The following is a 19,373-nucleotide window of genomic DNA, read 5'->3' as shown; positions in this document are numbered from 1 at the left end:
AAAGCCCGGAGAGGTGCCGGGCTTTTCGATGTGTTGGTTGGAACCTATGACGCTCAACTCCGCGGTTTCAAATTCTCCGGATCGTAGAGCGGCTTGTAGCCGACGGCAGCCACCTCGACCGGGTAGGTCTCGCCGAAATATTCGATGGCGAACTTGCGGCCCTCCTGGGCATGGGCCCAGGGCAGATAGGCGAGGCCGATGTTCTTGCCGATGGTCGGGCCATAGGCCATCGATGTGGTGAAGGAGCGGCGGCCGAGTTCGTCGACCAGCGTCTCGCCGGTCTTCGGATCCATCACCGGCATGGTGCCGACGGGATAGCGGGCAACACCCTTCGAATCGACGTTTTCCGTCATCACCAGCGTGCACAGGATCGCCGGCTGGTGCTCGCGGGCGCGGTATTCGACATGTTTTGCCTTGCCGCAGAAATCGTTCTCCTTGACCTTCGGTCGGGCAAGGTCGGCCTCGAGCAGATTGTACTCGGTCAACAGGTCGGCGTTCTGCAGGCGCAGGCTCTTTTCCATGCGCCGGGTGTTGGCATAGGTCTCGACGCCGAACGGCATGACCCCGGTCGAGCGCAGCGCGTCCCAAACGGCCAGGCCGTCTTCGTAACGCATATGCAGTTCCCAGCCCTGCTCGCCGACATAAGAGATGCGGAAGGCGGTGACGTCCTTGCCGCCGATCCTGACCGGCTTGATCGCCGCGAACGGGAAGTTCTCGAGCGAGAGACCATCCGGATTTTCGACCACTTTCTGCAGCGTCGCCCGCGCGTTCGGTCCCCAGATGCCGATGGTGACATATTTTTCCGTCACGTCGGTGATGGTGACGTCAAAGCCTTTGTCCTGCGCGGTGCGCTGCATGTAGCGGAAGTCGCGCGGGCCGGCGTCGGCGCCGTCGATCAGGCGGCAGCGGTCGGCCATGCGGATGACGGTGAAGTCGGCGCGCACCATGCCTTCCTCGTCGAGGAAGTGGGTGTAGATACCCTTGCCGATGTTGTTGTCGCCACCGATCTTGGCCGCGCACAGCCACTCCAGCAGCGCGACATGATCCGGCCCTTCGATGTCGTACATCGAGAAATGCGAGAGGTTGACGATGCCGCAATCCTCGCTCATCGCCAGGTGCTCGGCATTGGACACCCGCCAGAAATGGCGATTGTCCCACTCGTTCTCACGTATGGGAACCCGGTTGCCATACTTCTCCAGCAGATGCTCGTTGGCGGCATAGCCATGCGCGCGCTCCCAACCGCCCAGCTCCATGAAGTAACCGCCAAGCTCCTTCTCGCGCTCCCAGAACGGCGAGCGGCGGATGTTGCGGCCTTTGGAGAACGGCTCGCGCGGATGCACCGCCGGATTGTAGACCTTCATCGCCGTCTCGGTGCAGCGATCCCAGATGAACTGCTCTTTCGTCTGGTGCGGATAGAAGCGCGCATAGTCGATGGCGTGATGGTCGATTTCCGTGCGGCCGTCCGTCATCCAGTCGGCGATCAGCTTGCCCATGCCGGGGCCGTCCTTGACCCAGATGGCGACGGCGTACCAGAGGCCCCTCACCTTCTGGCTCTCGCCCATGGACGGGCCGCCATCGGCGGTCACCTGCAACAGGCCGTTGAAGGAATGGCTTTCGTTGTAGCCGAGTTCGCCCAGGATCGGCGTCAGTTCCATGGCGCGCTCCAGCGGCGCCAGGATCTGCTCCATGTCGAGATCGCGCTGCGACGGCGACAGCCGCGCCTGATCCTTTTCCAGCAAATCGCGCGGATGGCAAAGACGCGGATTGGTCTCTTCGTAGTAACCCCATTCGATCTGGCCGCCTTCGGCGGTCTTGGGATCGCCGGTGTCGCGCATATAGGCCGAATTGCCTTGGTCGCGCAGCAGCGGCCAGCCGATCTCCTTGCCGGTGCCGGCGAATTGATTGTAAGGCCCGAAGAAGGTCAGCGGATGGTCGATCGGCATGACCGGCAGGTCTTCGCCGACCATCTCGGCGATCAGCCGGCCCCAGATGCCGGCGCAGACGATGACATAATCGGCCATGATCGTGCCGCGGTCGGTGACGACGCCCTTGATGCGGCCTTCCTCGACGATGAGAGATTTGGCGGGCGTGTTGGCGAAGGATTTGAGTTTCCCCGTAGCTTCCGCCTGGTCGACCAGCTTGCCGGCGACGGTCTGCGAGCGCGGGATGACCAGGCCGGCGTCCGGATCCCACAGGCCGCCCTGCACCATGGACTCTTCGATCAGCGGGAATTTTTCCTTGATCTCGGCCGGTTCGATCAGCCGGGCGCGGGTGCCGAAGGATTTGGCCGAGGCGATCTTGCGCTTGATCTCGTCCATGCGGCTGTCGTCACCGACACGCGCCACTTCAAGGCCGCCGATGCGGGCGTAATGGCCTATCTTTTCGTAGAAATCGATGGAGTAGAGCGTCGTCCAGCAGGACAGGAAATCATGGCTGGTGGTGTAGCAGAAGTCCGAGGCGTGCGCGGTCGAGCCGATGTCGGTCGGGATGCCCGACTTGTCGATGCCGACAATGTCGGTCCAGCCGCGTTCGATCAGATGATGGGCGATCGATGCGCCGACAATGCCACCCAGGCCGACGATGACGACCTTCGCCTGTTTCGGAAACTCTGCCATTGCCGCGACTCCAAGGGGATAAAGCGGGCGTGTCCGCGCCCGTTCGAATGGCGCACAATATGCAGAGGACGTGGATGGAGCTACCGCCTGTTTGCGACACGTCGCAGATGCGACGCGACCCGGCGACCGGGCGTGCCGCCAGTGGCGATCTATCTCAGGCGAAGGCCCAGATGTCCTCGGCCTGGAAGCCGACCTGGTAGCCTGATGTCTTCAGCTTGACCACGACCTGGCCGATTTCGGCAGCCGGCAGCGCGCCGACCTCGACCTTGATCATGCCCGGACGATAGCGCTTGAGATCGAGCTGTTCGAAGACGATCCAGTCGGCGCCTTCGCAATCGACCAGGAAGGCGTCGATATGCGTGATGCCGTTGCGGTCGAGCAGCGTCTGCAGCGTGTCCGACGGCACCTCGATATCCCTCAGGTGCGGCGCGAACTTGTTGAAATTTACGTCGGCCTCGCCCCAGGCATTCTTGCCCGACATCAGATTGGTGTCGGTGACCGACGAGCAGCCGATGAACTCGATCGGCAGCGTGCCGGCCTCGAGTGCCGCGGCATCGAAAGTGTGGACGGTGATCGTGCCTTTGATTTTTGTCACCGCGACCGGCTCGATGACGAAGCGTTCCGTGTCGGGATAGTTGGCGCGCAACCGCTTCTGATTGTACGGGATCGGCTCGACCAGCACGGCCCGCGCCCGCGGAATGCGGTGCAGCCACGGCGTGACGTCGTCGAACAGCGCGCCGTCGCAAGCGCCGACATTGACCATCTGGAAGGGTTGCCCGCTGCTGAACCGCGCCTTCAGTGCAGCCTTGGCCAGGAATTTCGTGCCGCGCAACGCCGGCCCGCGATCCAGCAGACCAGCGGGCAGGCCGAGCGAAAGGGCGATGCGCGCCAGGCCGGAAATGGAACTCATGGCTTATCTCCAGGTATGGCCTGCAAGGCGATGGGCCGCCTTCCATTCAGGCTTGCCGACGCCCACAGCGCAATGATCGGGCCGACGAGCAAAAGGTAGGGCGGCAGAAGGTTCGGGAAGTAGATGCGGGTGTCGTGGATCGGAAAGACGGTGAATTTCGCCAGCACGCCAAGCACCAGTGCTGCAAGCAGGATGCCGGCGCGACGATCGAGCCGGAAGCCGGCGCGGCCGAGCGCAAACCACGCGGCCAGCGCCAGAACCGAGACCCCGACCCAGCTGTTGATGCTGATGGCGCGAATGAAGGATGCGGCAAACGCCTTGAGATAGGCGCCAACCGAGAACGGCGGCTCGAAGCCATCCATATTGTAGTGCTGCTCGATGCTGGAGAACCACAGATGCGGCCACCAGCCGGGATGTTGGGCCCAGTGCGAAATCGCGAAATAGGCGACGAAGGACGCGGCAAAGCCGGCCAGCGCGCCCCACGCCCGCTGCCGGAAGACCAGCAGCAGCACGGCGAAAATGGCCAGGAACACGATGTTGTCCGGCCGCGCCATGAAGGCCATGAAAAGCAGGAAAGCGGTCGCTGCCTCGCGGCCGCGCACATAAGCAAACAGCCCGCCGAGGAACAGGGCCGAGCACATCAGATCCGGAGTCGAGGCGCGCGCCGCGTCGCCGAAATCGGCCATGATCAGTACCGCGCCGGCCGCCGGCGCCAGCGCCAGCGCACCTTCGGTTCGCAGCCACAGCAGCGTGATCATCCCGAACAGCAGGACCGAGACCACCTGCAGCACCCGCATCGCCTCGACCGGCGACATCACCGAACTCATCGTCGACAGCATCTCGGCATAGAGGAACTTGATCCGGTACATGCCAAGCAGCGAGTGGAAGTCGGCGGCATTTTGCGCCATATGGCTGCGGAAGCCGCCGCCATCGTCTGTCAGCGCCTTGTAGTCGGCGGCCGAAACGCCGGCCTGGACCGTCCTGTAGGCATAGTCATGCAGCGCCTGCGCATCTGGGTAAGCGCCCTCCTCGGCGATTGCGAGATAAGGCAGCATGTCCCAATTGGCATCGGGCATCGTCCAGGCGGTAAACGCTGTCAGCAGGATATAGAGCGAAAACGCGATCGCGCCGATTGGCGCGGCCCATCGCGCATAAGTCCCCTCGCCCCACGCCAGAGCGGCCGCGGTCAGCCGGTCGAGTGTGTTTTGCGGGGCGGGAGACGTGCTCAGCATTGTCGGACTCGGGACTTCGCTCAACGGACTTCTTTAACGGACTTGGCTTTTGACGAAATCCTTCACGATCCCCACGATGCCGCGCGACAGCAGGCTATCGAAGGCATCGACGAAATGGTCGACATGCTCGCGCTGGCAGATCAGCGGCGGCTCGAGACGGATGACGTTGCGGTTGTATTCGGTGAAGGCGACGAGCACGTCATAGTCGCGCAGCAACAGCGCGCCGACGAAGCCCGACAGCGAGCCCTTCAGCTTGTCGTCGAGGACGCTGACGATCGGACGCAGCACCATCGGTAAGGTCTGCGAGAAGTCGTGGAACTCGAGCCCGACCATAAAGCCTTTGCCGCGCACATCCTTGATGATCTTCGGGTACTTCTCCTTCAGCGCCTGCAGGCGCTGAAGCAGATAGTCGCCGGTAGTGGCGGCGTTGTCGATCAGCCCCTCATCATAGAGCACGTTGATGCCCTCGATCGCGGTGACGCAGGCCTCGCCCATGCCGCCAAAGGTGGCCATGGCATGGATCATCGCCGTCTTCGGCGTGCCATAGGCCTTCATATAGACCTCGCGCCGGGCGATCATCGCGCCGACCGCCGCCTTGCCGGCGCCGAGCGATTTCGCCAGCGCCGTCACATCGGGCACGACGCCATAATGCTCGAAGGCATAGAAGCGTCCCGAACGGCCATAGCCGCACTGCACTTCGTCCGCCACCCACAGCACGCCATACTGGTCGCACAGCGCTCGCAGCTTCTGCCAATATTGCGCCTCTGCCTGGATGATGCCGCCGCCGCCCTGGATTGTCTCAAGCACGATGACGCCGACCTCCGGGTCGGAGCGGAACAGCCGCTCGACCGCTTCGATATCGGCGAACGGAATGCGAACGGTGTTCTCAGCCATCTTGAAGTCCGCGCGGTAGAGCTGGCCATCGGTAATGCCGAGCACGCCCTTGGTCTTGCCGTGGAAGGAATTCTCGGCATAGACGATTTTTGGCCTCTTAGGCCCGGCGGCGCGCTCGGCGAGCTTCACCGCCGCTTCCATCGCTTCCGAACCCGACGAGCCCAGAAACACCATGTCGAGATCGCCGGGCGAGCATTTGGCGATGTTGTGCGCAAGGGCCGATGCATATTGCGACATGAAGGCGATGGCGATTTCCTGGCGCTTCTCCTCCTGGAATTTGCGCCGGGCCTCCAGGATGCGCGGATGGTTGTGGCCGAAGGCCAGCGAACCGAAGCCGCCGAAGAAGTCGAGAATCTTGCGGCCGTTCTGGTCGATGTAGAACATGCCTTCGGCACGCTCGATCTTGATCTTGTGGAAGCCGAGCAGCTTCATGAAATGCAGCTGGCCCGGATTGAGATGCGCCTTGAACAGGTCGGTCATGCGCGCGACATCCATCGCCTTCGCCTGCTCGACGCTGATCAGGTCGGGCTTGGCGATGGCGGTAGGCGACAACGCCGGCGCGCCGACCATGGTGCGCGCGTTCGTCTGCTCAGGCTTGGCCATGACGGTCATTTCGGAGTTCTCCTGGTCGTTCCACTTATTCGGCGGGGGCATGATTGGCGGTGACGGCAAGCCCGTCTTTCTTGGCGCGGTATTCGCTGTAGGCGGCGATCAGCATGTCTTCGTCGCGATATTGCGGCACCCAGCCGAGCTGACGCTCGGCCTTGGATACGTCGAGCACGCACTCCTCATCGGCGATCAGATATTGTTCGGGATCCATGATCGGCATGTTCATGAGATCGAGCAGGTCGAGGGTGCGCTTGACCGCCCAGCCCGGCGTCGGGATCAGCAGCGACTTCGAGCCGGCATGCTTGATCAGGTCGCCCAGCAATTTCTTCACCGGCGGCGGATTGAGGGAGCCCAGATTATAGGCCTGGTTGGGCACGCCTGCCTTCCAGGCCGCGCGGGCAGCTTCCGCGCAATCGAACACCGAGATGAACTGATAGGGGTTCTTGCCCGAGCCGATCATCGGCACAGGAAAATTCCAGTCGATCAGTTTGAACAGCTTTTCCAGGATCCCGAGCCGGCCGGGACCGATGATGAGACGCGGGCGAAACAGCGAGATCGACATGCCGCGCTTGCGCCATTGAGCGGCGAGCTCCTCGGTCTTCTGCTTCGACCAGCCATATTCGCCGAGCGGTGCGACCGGGTGCTCCTCGGTCATCGGCTGGGTGACCGTGTGGCCGTAGATCATGTCGGTGGTGTAGTGGACGAGCTTGGACGCGCCGGCCTTGTCCATCGCCTGCATGATGTGTTCGGTGCCGTGGAAATTCACCGGAAAGAAGAAGTCGTGACGCTTGGCCCGCACCTGGATCGGCGACAGCATTTTGGCCGACAGGTTGTAGACCATGTCGTCGGCCTTCAATCCGATGTTGGCCACCGAGGCCGTATCCGTGACATCGCAGGTGACGAAGCGAACGTTGCGATAGTGCGTCAGGTCGCTCTTGACGATGTCGGCAACGACAACCTCTTCACCATCGGCCACAAGCTTCGGGGCAAGATGACGGCCGACAAAGCCGTCGCCACCGAAAATAACATGTCTCATCGAACGATCTCGCTGGTCTTGTCGGGGATGATGGAAGCGGTTTGGTCGTCATGCCCGCGCCCGCCCAAGTCTCGACCGCTTTGCGCGATCAGCACGGTGCCGACGCAGATGAAGGCGATGCCGGCAATGCGCCAGGCATTGAGGTCCTCGCGGAAGATGAAATAGGCGAAGATCGCAACCGCGACATAGGCAAGGCTGAGGAACGGATAGGCAAAGCTGAGCTCGACCTTGGACAGCACATAGAGATGCGAAGCCATCGAGATGACGAAGGTGCACAGGCCGAGAAACACCCATGGGCTGAAAACGACCTGCAACAGCCTCAACAGCGGATTGGTGCCTTCGAACGAAATCGGCCCGAGTGACATCATGCCTTGCTTCAGCATCAGCTGCGCGGCGGCATTGGTCATGACCGTGAACAGAATGAAGACGATGTATTTCATATTTTGCACCCGCCACTCGCAACGGTCCTATTACGAACCTGCAAACATTTCATGAAGTCACGACAATGCTTTGAGTAAACCACGGAACTTACGATCTATTAACCATGACTTATTCGGATTGTACCTATTCAGCTGCCTTGACACGCCCTGGCCGGCCGTTGAGCTTTTTCGCCGTCCGCAGCCAGAAACTGGACACGAACGCCGGGTCGCGCAGCGCTTCAAGCCGCTGCCAATTCGGGAAGGAGGCCGCGAAAGTATCAGCGCCCATGCGCGCATCCTTGTACGGGTTGACCGCGCCGCCGGCCGCGACCGTGATGCGGTCGAGTTCGCTGAGCAGGGCCAGCGTCCTGTCGCCGCGATTGGGGAAATCCAGCGTCAACGTGAAGCCTGGCCGCGGAAAGGACAGCAGCCCCGGCGAGCGGATCGAGCCGAAGCGCTTCAACACGGTGAGGAAAGAGCCCTGCCCGTCCCGTCGCGCCGCCTCGAGCAGCGCCGGCACGGTCTGACGCGCGACATTTTCCGGCACCACGCTCTGGTGCTGGTAGAGACCTTTCGGGCCATACAGCCGATTCCAGTCGCCGACACCATCAAGCGGAAAGAAAAAGCCCTGGTAGCCGGTTTGGCTCGGCCCCGGCGAGCGCCCCTTCTTCCACCGATAGGCGGCGTTGAAGGCGGTGAGGAACGGCCGGTTGAGCACATTGAACGGCGGCTGGAACGGCACTGAAAAACGGGAGCCGGCGCGAGACGCCGCATGCGAACCATACTCGGCATGATTGCCTGTCAACAACAGGCCGCGCCCGCGGCCATGGCCGCCGGCAAGCTGGTCGATCCAGGCGACGGCATATTCATTGGCCTGGTCGGCGGCCTCGGCCAGTTCGAAGAATTCGCCGAGATCGGCAAACCGCGTTACCTTCTCGGCGATATCGAGCGAATGCACCCGCATCAGCCGGATCGAGGCCGACAGGATCAGGCCGGTCAGCCCCATGCCGCCGATCGTCGCCGCAAACAGCCTTGCATTGTCGGTTGCCGAGCAGGTGTAGGTCCGCCCGTCCGAGCGCAGCAGGGTGAGAGACTCGACATGGCAGCCGAAAGTGCCGCGCCGGTGATGGTTCTTGCCATGGACGTCATTGGCGATCGCGCCGCCAAGGGTGACGAACTGGGTGCCTGGGACCACCGTGGGAAAGAAACCGTAAGGTGCAGTGTGCGCAATGATATCGGAGAGGAACACGCCGGCCTCCGCCTCGAGCAGGCCGGTCTCGGCATTGAAGGCGCCGATGCGGTTCAGCGGCCGCATGTCCACGACCGCACCTGGCTCGTTCTGGCAGGAATCACCGTAGGAGCGGCCATTGCCATAGGCGAGCAGAGCGTTCTTTGTCGCCTTGCCGCTTCGCATCAGCGCGATGGCATCGTCGGCCGCGATGGCTCGCTTTGCGGCCGGCGTGGCGAGGCCAAAACTCCGGTACCGTTCGCCGGCCATGCCCTACCAGCCTCCCGCGACCAGAAGGGCGGCGCCGATCACCACGACGATCTGGCTTCGCCAGTCGCGAATGATGAAGATGACCGGATCGTCATTCATCTCGTTGCGGCGCGCCAGGATCCAGACCCGCATGGTCAAATACAGCACGATCGGCGCCAGCGGCCAGACCAGCCAGGGATGCGGATAGAGTTCGCGTACCGCGACGCTGTCCATGTAGAGCGCCAGCACCAGCGCCGAGGAGAAGGCCGACGCCATTCCTGCCTGGGCGACGATCTCCTGATCTTCGATGCGGTAGCCGCGACCGGCAATGCGCTCGCCCACCGGAATGGCTGTGGTGCGCAGTTCGACATAGCGCTTCACCAGCGCCAGCGACAGGAAGAAGAAAATCGAGAAGGCGAGCAGCCAGAACGAGACTTCGACCCCGGTCGCCGCAGCACCTGCCAGCACACGCACCGTGTAGAGCCCGGCCAGCGTCAGTACGTCGGCCAGGAGCATGCGCTTGAACGACAGCGAATAGGCTGTGGTCACCACCAGATAGCCGGCGAGCACGCCCAGGAACTCGATCGGCAACAGAAGCCCGGCGGCAATGCCGATCGCCAGCAGCACCGCCATCGCGCCGAGACCGAACGGTATCGACAGCGCGCCGCTGGCGAAAGGCCGGTTGCGTTTGGTCGGGTGCTTGCGGTCAAGCGCAAGGTCGAAGAAATCGTTGAGGATGTAGATGGCGGAAGCCACGGCGCTGAAGGAGACGAACGCCAGCAGGCATTGCCAGATCATGTTGATGTTGAAGTATTCATGCGACAGCACCATCGGCACCGCTATCAGCGAATTCTTCAGCCACTGATGCACCCGCAGCATCTTGACGAATGTCTTCAATGTGCTTTTCGGCGCCGGCATCCTTTCGGCGCTATGCGCGGCCTGCCAGCGCCTCGCATGGCGGTCGGGCGCCACGACGATGGCGTTGCGTGCGGCTCCGAAAACCTTGAGGTCGTGCCGGCTGTTGCCGGCATAGTCGAAACCGCCGTCGCCATAGGCGGCGATGAGCGCGTCGCGCTTGCGGCCCGAGGTCATGTTGTGGGGACCGTCGGTCGCCAGCACATAGTCGAAGACGCCCAGATGCGCGGCGATCGCCTCGGCGAACTTGCGTGGCGTACCGGTCGCCAGCACGATCTTGCGTCCGTCGCTATGGTCGGCGAGCAGCCGCTGCAGCAGCGCTTCGCGATAGGGCAGCGAGGCCGGATCGATATCGATGCGGTCGGCGATGGCTTGTTTCAGCCGCGCCGGGCCGGCGGCCAGCCAGTACGGGACCAGGAAAACATAGAGCGGATTCTTCTTGAGCAGGATGAACAGGCCTTCCCAAAGAAGATCGGTCGCAATCAGCGTGCCGTCGAGGTCGACCGCAAGCGGGATTGCGTTCTTGTCCGACCGCGCATCCATGTCCGTTCTGCCCTATTCATAACCGGTTGCGCCGTGTTTCGGCGTCTTCGCACCGGTATAGCGGCGGAACGGCGTATTGAACGTTAAAACGCACGGTTGCAGCCGGTAGGCGCCACGATATTTCCCGCGTCATTGTTAAGCAATCGCTACCGCGAACAATAAAGGCCGGGCATTGCCCGGCCTTTACTACATCTGCTTGCCGACTTTACTTGATGCGGNTCGCTACCGCGAACAATAAAGGCCGGGCATTGCCCGGCCTTTACTACATCTGCTTGCCGACTTTACTTGATGCGGGCAACGCCACCCGAGATTTCGACCGTTTCCGAGCCGGTCAGGGCCTCGAGGTCACCATTGGGCAAGGTGACGAAACAGCCGTTCGGGCAGAATTCCACGGTTTCGCCGGCGGCCAGCGCCAACTCCGTCTTGCCGCCGCCTTCCGTCACGATCAGCGTACGGGTCTCAGCATCCTTGTTGACCGCGCTGGCGGCAAAGGCCGAGCCACTCGCTGCGGTAAGAGCGATGGCGACGACGAGCGACTTCCACATTTTGCAATATCGGTGTTTCCACACCGCCTCTGTTGCATTTCGCAAGGCATTCTCGCCTTTGCATGTGAGCTTATATGAGATGCAAGCTGAACCGCAACTGAATGCCGCATTCATGCCGCAATCGGTTTGGGAGGAGCTTGGGGCCTAGCTGGGATCGGGTTTGCGGGCCTTGCGACCAGTTTTGGCCAGCCGCTTCGCCTCGGTGGCGGCTCTGGCCTCCGCCTGCTCCTTCTCGGCGAACTCGACTTCGATCTTGTCGTCGTCGATCGGCCATGCGTCGGTCTGCTTGACCTTGACCTCGGCGCGCGGCGTCGAGGGGATTTCTATGTGCTCGGCGTCAAAAGCATCGAGAACGGCAAAGCGGATATCGTTCTGAACGATGGCGCCGTTCAGCACATCGGCCAGGAACACGCGGATCTCGAACTCGAGTGCTGCCGGCCCGAAATTGGTGAACAGCACGAAGGGTTCCGGGTTCTTCAGCACCAGCGCATGGCCGCGCGCAATCTCAAGCAGGACCGCGTGTACCCGCTTGACGTCGCTGCCATAGGCGACCCCGACCTTGATCTCCACACGTCCGAGCTTGTTGCGGTGCGTCCAGTTGCCGACGGCGTTGTTGATGAGGTTCGAATTGGGCAGGATCACCGATTGCCGCTGGAAGGTCTCGATTTCGGTGGCGCGCACGCTGATCTTCTTGACCGTGCCTGATGTGTCGCCGGCGACGATCCAGTCGCCGACCTTGAACGGCCGCTCGGCGAGAAGGATCAGGCCCGACACGAAGTTGGACACGACATTCTGCAGGCCAAAGCCGATACCCAGCGAGAGTGCGCCGGCAACGAGCGCCAAATTGGAAAGATCGATGCCCGCCGCCGAGATGCCGACCAGGCCGGCGAGCGCGACGCCGGCATAGCCGACCGCCAGCCGGATCGAGTTGCGCACGCCGGTATCGACCTTGCCGCGAGCCATAACCGAGCCGTCGAGCCAGCCCTGGAACCAGCGGGTCAGGAAATAGCCGATGATGAAGACGACGATGCCGGTGAGGATGCCGGTGACCGAAATCGTCACCGAACCGACGGTGACGCCTGTCGCCAATTTATAGCCCCAGGCCTGGATATCGCCGGGCTGGAAGCCCCACATCAACAGGATCAGCGGCAGGAACACCAGCACGATCATCAGGTTGATGGCGACGCTGACGACGAGGCCGAGTTGGTCGAGCGCGGTGTCCTCATAGCTGGAATTGGTCTTCAGCCAGCGCCCGATGGACGTGCCGGCGAAACCACCCTCCTCGCCGATCTCGCGCGCCGACAGGAAGCCGATATAGGCGGTGAGCAGGATGGTGCCAGTGACCACGACCTGCAACGAGACGAAGATGGCAAGACCGATATAGCCGAACAGCGCCGCCGCAATCGTGAACAGGCCGAGCGCGACACAGGTGTAGCGCAGCCAGGCCGGCCAGCGGCGCCAGCGCCCAGCGACGTCCTTGTAAGGCTTCAGCAGCGCCATCAGGATCAGGATGACCCCGACGATCACGGTGGCGACAAAACTCCTGGCCACCGTCAGCGACAGAGGCGAGCCCATCTTGTCGTTGACGATCGACAGGAAATTGTTGATGCCGATGACGACTGCCATGGCCGTCGTCAGCCGCACCAGCCAACGCGCCGGGCCGGTCTCGACCTGGATCAGACGCCAGTTCGGCATGCTGGGCGACAGAGCCGCATTGGTCAGGCGGTTGACACAGAACACTATGGCGATGACGGCTGCCAGAGCGTTGAGGAACACGCCTATGTCGCCGCGCAGCACATTGTAGTAGTTGTACAGGAACACCGTCGAGGCGAGGAAGGCGCTGACCGCCAGCGTCGGCAGCAAGGTCGACCAGAACGCCACCGACAGGCGACTGAGATACGTCGGATCTTCAACCGACGCGTCGGGCTCGAAGATGCGCCCAAACAGGCGGCGCCCACCGACCAGAAGCACCACGGCCAACGCAAGCGCCATGAGGGTCGCCGCGAGCATCGCCTGGAACTTGAACTTGAAGGCAAAGCTCAGCCACGACGACACCGCCCTGTAAAAATTGGCGTATTCGTCCCTTGCGTCGGAAAACACCTGCGGGCTCAGTGCATCGGACAGCACATAGCGCTTGGTTAGGCCGCTGCGAAACAGCTCGCTGCGCATATTACCGATCTTCTCGATCAGCGAATTGATGCGAATCGACAGGTTCTGCGCCCCGGCGATGACGGCGTTGATCTCCGCCTTTTCCGACGCCAGCGCCTGGCGCTCGCCGGTCACGATGTCCGGTTCAGGGGGCTGTCCGGCAGCCGGCGGGGCGCCAAGCTGCTCGAGCCTCGAATTGATCTCTCCCAGCCGCGAACGAAACGCCAGCGCGCTGTTCAGCGCACCGCGCGACAGCTCTTCCAGCTGCAGGCGGATCTCGACGAGGGTGGTGTCGTCGACGCCGTCCTCCTGGACTTTCTTCTCCAGAGCGTCGGTTTTCGTCGTCAAACCCTGCAGGATTTTCTGCTGGTCGGCGACCAGCCCGGCAGGCGCCTGGCCCAGCCCCTGCGCCATCGCGCCGAACGAATGCGGCGCCAAGGCAACGAGCGCGAGGATCAGGATCAGGCGAAAGAAGCGAAAAAGCATAATGGTGGCGACTCAAAGGGCGGCAAGGCCGCTTCTAAAGCGGTCCTTGATAGAGACGCTCATCCCGTGGAGCAAGTCGTGGCGAAGTCATGACAGTTGGGCGCCTTGCGGGAGTCGGCCAGTCGAAAAGCCATGGCGCAATCTTGGCTTTGCGCCCGCCGCCTGCTCTATAGTCTGCCGCATCGCACCCGAGCCGGATGGCTTCAGGTCTGTTGGACCTGAAATCATCCGGCTCTACAAATCAAAGATATAGAGCATGATGTCGTCCGAAAACCGCTTCACACTTTTCGGCATCATGCTCTAGGGATGACATGAAGAATGGCGGAATATTCAGCCCTTTCGCTTCTCACGAACGCGCTCAAGGGAAACAAGGACTGGAAGCCGGCCTGGCGCAAGCCCGACCCCAAGGCTTCCTATGACGTCATCATCATCGGTGGCGGCGGCCACGGCCTGTCGACGGCGTACTATCTGGCCAAGGAGCACGGCATCACCAATGTCGCGGTGCTGGAAAAGGGCTGGCTGGGTTCCGGCAATGTCGGCCGTAACACCACGGCGGTGCGCTCCAACTACCTTTTGCCGTCCAACACCCGCTTCTACGAACATTCGATGAAGATGTGGGAGAACCTTTCGCACGACCTCAACTACAACGTCATGTTCTCGCAGCGCGGCTGCCTGAATCTGGCTCACACGCCGGGCCAGTTCGACGACCTGGCAAGGCGCGGCAACGCCATGCGCCATCTCGGCGTCGATGCCGAGCTGATGAGCACCGCCGAGATCGCGCGCCTGGTCCCGGCGCTGGACATGTCGGCCTCCGCGCGCTTTCCCATCGTCGGCGGCCTGATGCAGCCGCGCGCCGGCACCGCCCGTCACGATGCGGTTGCCTGGGGCTATGCCCGCGGCGCCGACCGACGCGGCGTCGACATCGTCGAGAATTGCGAGGTCACCGGCTTCCTGCGCGACGGCGACCGCATCACCGGCGTGCAGACGACGCGCGGAGAGATCCGCGGCAAGAAAGTCGCCGTGGCCGTTGCCGGCAGCACCGGACGGGTGATGCAGCTTGCCGGCATCGACAGGATGCCGATCGAGAGCCATGTGCTGCAGGCCTTCGTCACCGAATCGCTGAAACCGTTCTGCAACACGGTCCTGACCTTCGGCATGGGCCATTTCTATATGTCGCAGTCCGACAAGGGCGGCCTTGTCTATGGCGGCGATATCGACGGCTACAACAGCTACGCCCAGCGCGGTAATCTGCCCATCGTCGACGAGGTCATGAGCGAGATGCTGGCACTGTTTCCCGGCCTTGCGCGTGTACGCATGCTGCGCTCCTGGGGCGGCGTCTGCGACATGTCGATGGACGGTTCGCCGATCATCACCACCGGCCCGCTGCCCGGCATGTATCTCAACTGCGGCTGGTGCTATGGGGGCTTCAAGGCGACGCCGGCCTCGGGCTGGTGCTTCGCATACACCATCGCCAAAGACGAACCGCACGCGTTCAACGCGCCGTTCACGCTCGACCGTTTTTATCGCGGCCTAGTGATTGACGACAAGGGCCAGGGCGCAACGCCCCGGCTGCATTAGGGTTCAAACAAATGCTTATCACTTGTCCCTATTGCGGCCCGCGCGACGTCATCGAGTTCACCTATCAGGGCGACGGCAACCGCGAGCGCCCGCAGCCCAACTCGCAGGACCTCGACGCCTGGAACGCCTATGTCTACGATCGGCTGAACCCGGCCGGCGACCACAATGAGATCTGGCAGCATTCGGGCGGCTGCCGCACCCATCTGAGGATGGTGCGCAACACGGTCACGCATGAGATTTCCAGCACCGGTTTCGCCCGCGGCGACCACAATGCCGCCGCCCGGCACAAAGCCGGAGGCAAGTCGTGAGCCCGCGCCGCACCGAGACCGGCGGCCGCGTCGACCGGCTGCGCACCATCCGCTTCACCTTCGACGGCACGCCCTACACCGGCAATGCCGGCGACACGCTGGCCTCGGCGCTGCTTGCTAACGGCGTCACGCTTTTCGGCCGCTCATTCAAATACCACCGCCCGCGCGGCCTGCTCTCGGCCGGCGTCGAGGAACCGAACGCGCTGGTGACGGTGCTGCGCGGCGAAGTGCGCGAGCCCAACATCGCCGCAACCATGGTCGAGATCTATGACGGGCTGGTGGCCGTCAGCCAGAACCGCTTTCCCTCGCTCGCCTGGGACATCAACGCCGTCAACCAGCTCGGCGGCAAGATCCTGGCCGCCGGCTTCTACTACAAGACCTTCATGGGCCCTGTCTTCGGCCCCCTGAAAGGCACCCGCTTCTGGATGTTCTGCGAGCATTTCATCCGCCGCGCCGCCGGCCTGGGCCGCGCCGGTATTGCTGCCGACACCTCGCGCTACGAGCGCATGAACGCGTTTTGCGACGTGCTGGTGGTCGGCTCCGGCCCGGCCGGCCTGTCAGCCGCCAAGGCCGCTGCCGACCAGGGCGCGCGCGTCATCCTGGCCGAACTCGAGCCGCGTTTCGGCGGCTCGGCCAACTGGTCCGGCGAGGCCATCTACGGCGCGCCGGCCGCCGACTGGGCGGCGCGCGCCGTCAGCCAGCTCGAAGGACATGACACGGTCCGCCTGCTGCCGCGCACCACGGTGTGGGGCTATTACGACGGCAACACGCTAGCCGCGCTCGAGCGCGTCACCGACCACAAGGAAACGCCCGGCAAGGGCGAGCCGCGCCATCGCTACTGGGCGATCCGCGCCAAGACGGTGGTGCTGGCCACCGGCTCTTTCGAGCGGCCGCTTGTGTTCCCCGGCAATGACCGGCCGGGCGTCATGCTGGCGCATGCCGCCGAGCGCTATGCTAACGATTATGGCGTGCTGCCCGGCGACAGGATCGCGCTGTTCACCAACAATGACAGCGCCTATCGCTCGGCGCTGGCGCTGAGGAAGGCCGGGGCGGCTATTGTCGCCATCGTCGATGTGCGCCCCGAGCTTTCGGCCGAAATGCGCAGCCTCGCCACCGAGGCCGAAGCCGAAATCCTCTCCGGCCATGCCGTGGTCGCCACCGAAGGCGGCAAGGCGCTCTCCGGCCTCAAGGTGCAGCGCTTCGACATGACCTCGGGCGCGCTCAGCGGTGACGCCCGCAGCATCCACGCCGATAGCCTGCTGATGTCGGGCGGCTGGTCGCCGACCATCCACCTCGCCAGCCAGGCTGGCGCGAGAGCCGAGTGGAACCCTGCCCGCCAGGCCTTCCTGCCGCCAAAGCAAACGCAACAGCGCTGGCCAAATCAGCAATGGATTGGTGCGGGTGCTTTCAACGGCAGCTTCTCGACCATCGAAGCGATCACTGAGGGCCGCGCAGCCGGCCTGTCCGCAGCGGGCGGAGCGGCTGCGCCGGCAGCCTTGCCGGATGTCGAAGCAGCCCCGGGAAACCCAGATCCGGCTCCGGTGTTCGAGATCAAGGTGAAAGGCAAAAGCTTCGTCGACTTCCAGCATGATGTCACCGCCGAAGACGTGCGGCTGGCGCATCGCGAAGGCTTCGTCTCGGTCGAGCACCTGAAGCGCTACACCACGCTCGGCATGGCGACCGACCAGGGCAAGAACTCCAACGTTCCGGGTCTCGCCATCATGGCCGAGGCGTTGGGCAAGCCGATCCCCGAAGTAGGCACGACCCGCTTCCGCCCGCCCTACTCCGCGGTGTCGATTGGCTCGCTCGCTGCCGAGCGTTTCGGCGATCTGAAGCCGGAGCGGCTGACGCCGATGCATGACTGGCACCTCGCCAATGGCGCGACGATGTATTCCGCTGGCCTCTGGTATCGACCAATGATCTACGGCCTTGCCGGGGAGACGGTCGAGCAGGCTTATGTCCGTGAAGCCAGGGCGACGCGCGAAAGCGCCGGCATCGTCGACGTCTCGACGCTGGGCAAGATCGCCGTTCAGGGGCCGGATGCGGGCGAATTCCTCGACCGCGTCTACACCAACATGTTTTCCACCCTCCCCGTCGGCAAGGCCCGCTACGGCCTGATGCTGCGTGAGGACGGGCTGGCCTTCGACGACGGCACCACCTGGCGGCTTGGCGAACAGGATTTCCTGATGACGACCACCACGGCCAACGCCAGCAAGGTGATGCAGCATCTGGAATATTTCCTCGACGTCATCTGGCCGGAACTCAAAGTGCATGTCACCTCGGTAACCGACGAATGGGCGGGCGCGGCCATCGGCGGGCCGAAGGCGCGGGCCATCCTCGCCGCCTGCGTCACCGGCACCGCCGTCGACAACACAGCCCTGCCCTTCATGGGCATCGTGCGCGGCGAGATATCAGGCGTGCCGGTGATGATTTGCCGGCTGTCCTTCTCCGGAGAAATGGCCTTCGAGGTCTATTGCGGCGCCGGCTACGGCACCCATGTCTGGGAAACGCTTGTCGAAGCCGGCAAGCCGTTCGGCCTGGTCACCTACGGGCTGGAGGCGTTGGGCACGATGCGCATCGAAAAGGGCCATGTCACCGGCGCGGAGATCGACGGCCGCACCACGGCGCGCGACCTGCATCTCGACTGGATGCTGTCGAAGAAGAAGCCGTTCATCGGCTCGGCGATGATGGACCGCGAAGGCCTGATCGCGCCCGAGCGGCTGCAGCTGGTCGGCCTGGTCTCGCTCGACAACCGGCCGTTCAATGGCGGCGCGCATATCGTCGAGGAACTGGACGAGGCCAATCCGCACGATTCCATCGGCCATATCACCGCCTGCTGCTACTCGCCGGCGCTGGGCAAGCACATTGCGCTGGCCCTGGTCGAAGGCGGCAAGGCGCGCCATGGCACCCGCGCGTTTGTCTCCGATCCGCTGCGCAAGCGGTTCGGGCCCGTCGAGATCGTCTCCAACCATTTCTACGACCCGGACGGGAGCCGCATGCATGGCTGAGCGCCAATCACCCGAACGCCAATCACCCGAGCGCCTCTCGCCGCTCGAGCCGGTGTCCCATCCGGGTTCGCACGGCAATTTCGAGCATGGCGTTGAAGTCATCCTGACCGAGACCCGGCCGGGCTCGATCCTGCAGCTGGCCGCGTGGCCGGGCGCGGAAAAGCAACTGATCGACGTGATCGGCAAGGTCACCGGCCTCGATTTGCCCGATGGCGCCGGCGGCGGTCTCGCCAAGGACGGCAAGGCCGTGTTCGGTTTCGCGCCTGGAAAATTCACCGTCGTCGACGATGCCGAGGGCCTGGCGGCGAGTTTTGCCGGGGACGTAACCCCGGCAATCGGCACGATCACCGACCTGTCGCATGGCCGCACCGCTATCCGCATCGCCGGCCCTAAGGCCGAATGGGTGCTGGCGAAATTCTTCGCCATCGACTTTGCGCTGCCCGCCTTCCCCATAGGCTCCGGCCGTTCGACCACCCATCACGACGTCTTTGCGCAGATCCAGCGCACCCGCGCCGACCAGTTCGACATTTATGTCTTCCGCTCCTTCGCCCGCTCGTTCTGGAAGGCGCTCTGCCATGCCAGCGAGGAGGTCGGCTACGAGGTTCAGTAGGGCCAAAAGCCGTTCTGGCCTCAAGGCCAGCCGGTTCTGC

General features: G+C 63.3%; 14 protein-coding genes. 4 read left to right on the top strand and 10 right to left on the bottom strand.

Features of this window, described 5'->3' with window-relative positions; translation table 11 throughout:
- Positions 1-53 precede the first annotated feature (53 nt).
- From X751_RS151610 to X751_RS151655, 10 genes are all read right to left on the bottom strand, one after another.
- Complete coding sequence (locus X751_RS151610; RefSeq protein ID WP_023744703.1) at positions 54-2,615, bottom strand: FAD-dependent oxidoreductase; 2,562 nt, start codon at positions 2,613-2,615, stop codon at positions 54-56.
- 154 nt (positions 2,616-2,769) lie between these two features.
- Positions 2,770-3,525 carry an FkbM family methyltransferase gene (locus X751_RS151615; protein ID WP_023744702.1) on the bottom strand — a complete coding sequence of 252 codons (756 nt, stop codon included), beginning with the start codon at positions 3,523-3,525 and terminating at the stop codon, positions 2,770-2,772.
- Positions 3,522-4,757, bottom strand: a complete 1,236-nt coding sequence (locus X751_RS151620) for a DUF2029 domain-containing protein (protein ID WP_023744701.1) — start codon at positions 4,755-4,757, stop codon at positions 3,522-3,524. The genes X751_RS151615 and X751_RS151620 overlap by 4 nt, the downstream gene beginning before the upstream one ends.
- A gap of 33 nt (positions 4,758-4,790) precedes the next feature.
- Positions 4,791-6,221, bottom strand: a complete 1,431-nt coding sequence (locus X751_RS151625) for an aspartate aminotransferase family protein (RefSeq protein WP_245260644.1) — start codon at positions 6,219-6,221, stop codon at positions 4,791-4,793.
- Between the two features lie 67 nt (positions 6,222-6,288).
- Positions 6,289-7,296, bottom strand: a complete 1,008-nt coding sequence (locus X751_RS151630; RefSeq protein ID WP_023739101.1) for an NAD(P)-dependent oxidoreductase — start codon at positions 7,294-7,296, stop codon at positions 6,289-6,291.
- The gene (locus tag X751_RS151635) at positions 7,293-7,736 is read right to left on the bottom strand and encodes an EamA family transporter (protein ID WP_023741597.1); all 444 of its coding nucleotides are present in this window, start codon (positions 7,734-7,736) and stop codon (positions 7,293-7,295) included. Before X751_RS151635 ends, X751_RS151630 begins: the two co-directional genes overlap by 4 nt.
- Before the next feature lie 124 nt (positions 7,737-7,860).
- Positions 7,861-9,213 carry an FAD-binding oxidoreductase gene (locus X751_RS151640; protein ID WP_023744700.1) on the bottom strand — a complete coding sequence of 451 codons (1,353 nt, stop codon included), beginning with the start codon at positions 9,211-9,213 and terminating at the stop codon, positions 7,861-7,863.
- A gap of 3 nt (positions 9,214-9,216) precedes the next feature.
- Complete coding sequence (locus X751_RS151645; RefSeq protein WP_023744699.1) at positions 9,217-10,650, bottom strand: UbiA family prenyltransferase; 1,434 nt, start codon at positions 10,648-10,650, stop codon at positions 9,217-9,219.
- Between the two features lie 281 nt (positions 10,651-10,931).
- Positions 10,932-11,195: a hypothetical protein gene (locus tag X751_RS151650; RefSeq protein WP_023670370.1), complete on the bottom strand. Its 264-nt coding sequence runs from the start codon at positions 11,193-11,195 to the stop codon at positions 10,932-10,934.
- A 144-nt stretch (positions 11,196-11,339) separates the two neighbouring features.
- A complete protein-coding gene (locus X751_RS151655) occupies positions 11,340-13,829 on the bottom strand; it encodes a mechanosensitive ion channel family protein (RefSeq protein WP_023744698.1) in 2,490 nt (829 codons plus the stop codon).
- Positions 13,830-14,147: 318 nt separating this feature from the next.
- On the opposite strand from X751_RS151655, the gene X751_RS151660 reads away from it, so the two are divergent.
- From X751_RS151660 to X751_RS0133290, 4 genes are read left to right on the top strand one after another with little or no spacing between them, the layout of a single operon-like run.
- The gene (locus X751_RS151660; protein WP_023699269.1) at positions 14,148-15,407 is read left to right on the top strand and encodes a sarcosine oxidase subunit beta family protein; all 1,260 of its coding nucleotides are present in this window, start codon (positions 14,148-14,150) and stop codon (positions 15,405-15,407) included.
- A gap of 11 nt (positions 15,408-15,418) precedes the next feature.
- Positions 15,419-15,715: a sarcosine oxidase subunit delta gene (locus X751_RS151665; RefSeq protein WP_023670367.1), complete on the top strand. Its 297-nt coding sequence runs from the start codon at positions 15,419-15,421 to the stop codon at positions 15,713-15,715.
- Positions 15,712-18,723 (top strand): sarcosine oxidase subunit alpha, encoded by a 3,012-nt coding sequence (locus X751_RS151670; protein WP_023744697.1) that lies wholly within the window; start codon positions 15,712-15,714, stop codon positions 18,721-18,723. The genes X751_RS151665 and X751_RS151670 overlap by 4 nt, the downstream gene beginning before the upstream one ends.
- A complete protein-coding gene (locus tag X751_RS0133290; RefSeq protein ID WP_050592361.1) occupies positions 18,716-19,333 on the top strand; it encodes a sarcosine oxidase subunit gamma in 618 nt (205 codons plus the stop codon). Before X751_RS151670 ends, X751_RS0133290 begins: the two co-directional genes overlap by 8 nt.
- The last annotated feature ends 40 nt before the right edge of the window (positions 19,334-19,373 follow it).

This window comes from Mesorhizobium sp. LNJC394B00 (genome assembly GCF_000502555.1).
Taxonomy (GTDB): domain Bacteria; phylum Pseudomonadota; class Alphaproteobacteria; order Rhizobiales; family Rhizobiaceae; genus Mesorhizobium.
Note: the sequence above shows the minus strand (reverse complement) of the source record. Positions and strands in the feature narration are given on the sequence as shown.

Bases quoted from the DNA above. Each gene is read 5' to 3' on its own strand.
- X751_RS151610 (WP_023744703.1), bottom strand. From the start codon at position 2,615: ATGGCAGAGTTTCCGAAACAGGCGAAGGTCGTCATCGTCGGCCTGGGT.
- X751_RS151615 (WP_023744702.1), bottom strand. From the start codon at position 3,525: ATGAGTTCCATTTCCGGCCTGGCGCGCATCGCCCTTTCGCTCGGCCTG.
- X751_RS151620 (WP_023744701.1), bottom strand. From the start codon at position 4,757: ATGCTGAGCACGTCTCCCGCCCCGCAAAACACACTCGACCGGCTGACC.
- X751_RS151625 (WP_245260644.1), bottom strand. From the start codon at position 6,221: ATGGTCGGCGCGCCGGCGTTGTCGCCTACCGCCATCGCCAAGCCCGAC.
- X751_RS151630 (WP_023739101.1), bottom strand. From the start codon at position 7,296: ATGAGACATGTTATTTTCGGTGGCGACGGCTTTGTCGGCCGTCATCTT.
- X751_RS151635 (WP_023741597.1), bottom strand. From the start codon at position 7,736: ATGAAATACATCGTCTTCATTCTGTTCACGGTCATGACCAATGCCGCC.
- X751_RS151640 (WP_023744700.1), bottom strand. From the start codon at position 9,213: ATGGCCGGCGAACGGTACCGGAGTTTTGGCCTCGCCACGCCGGCCGCA.
- X751_RS151645 (WP_023744699.1), bottom strand. From the start codon at position 10,650: ATGGATGCGCGGTCGGACAAGAACGCAATCCCGCTTGCGGTCGACCTC.
- X751_RS151650 (WP_023670370.1), bottom strand. From the start codon at position 11,195: ATGTGGAAGTCGCTCGTCGTCGCCATCGCTCTTACCGCAGCGAGTGGC.
- X751_RS151655 (WP_023744698.1), bottom strand. From the start codon at position 13,829: ATGCTTTTTCGCTTCTTTCGCCTGATCCTGATCCTCGCGCTCGTTGCC.
- X751_RS151660 (WP_023699269.1), top strand. From the start codon at position 14,148: ATGGCGGAATATTCAGCCCTTTCGCTTCTCACGAACGCGCTCAAGGGA.
- X751_RS151665 (WP_023670367.1), top strand. From the start codon at position 15,419: ATGCTTATCACTTGTCCCTATTGCGGCCCGCGCGACGTCATCGAGTTC.
- X751_RS0133290 (WP_050592361.1), top strand. From the start codon at position 18,716: ATGGCTGAGCGCCAATCACCCGAACGCCAATCACCCGAGCGCCTCTCG.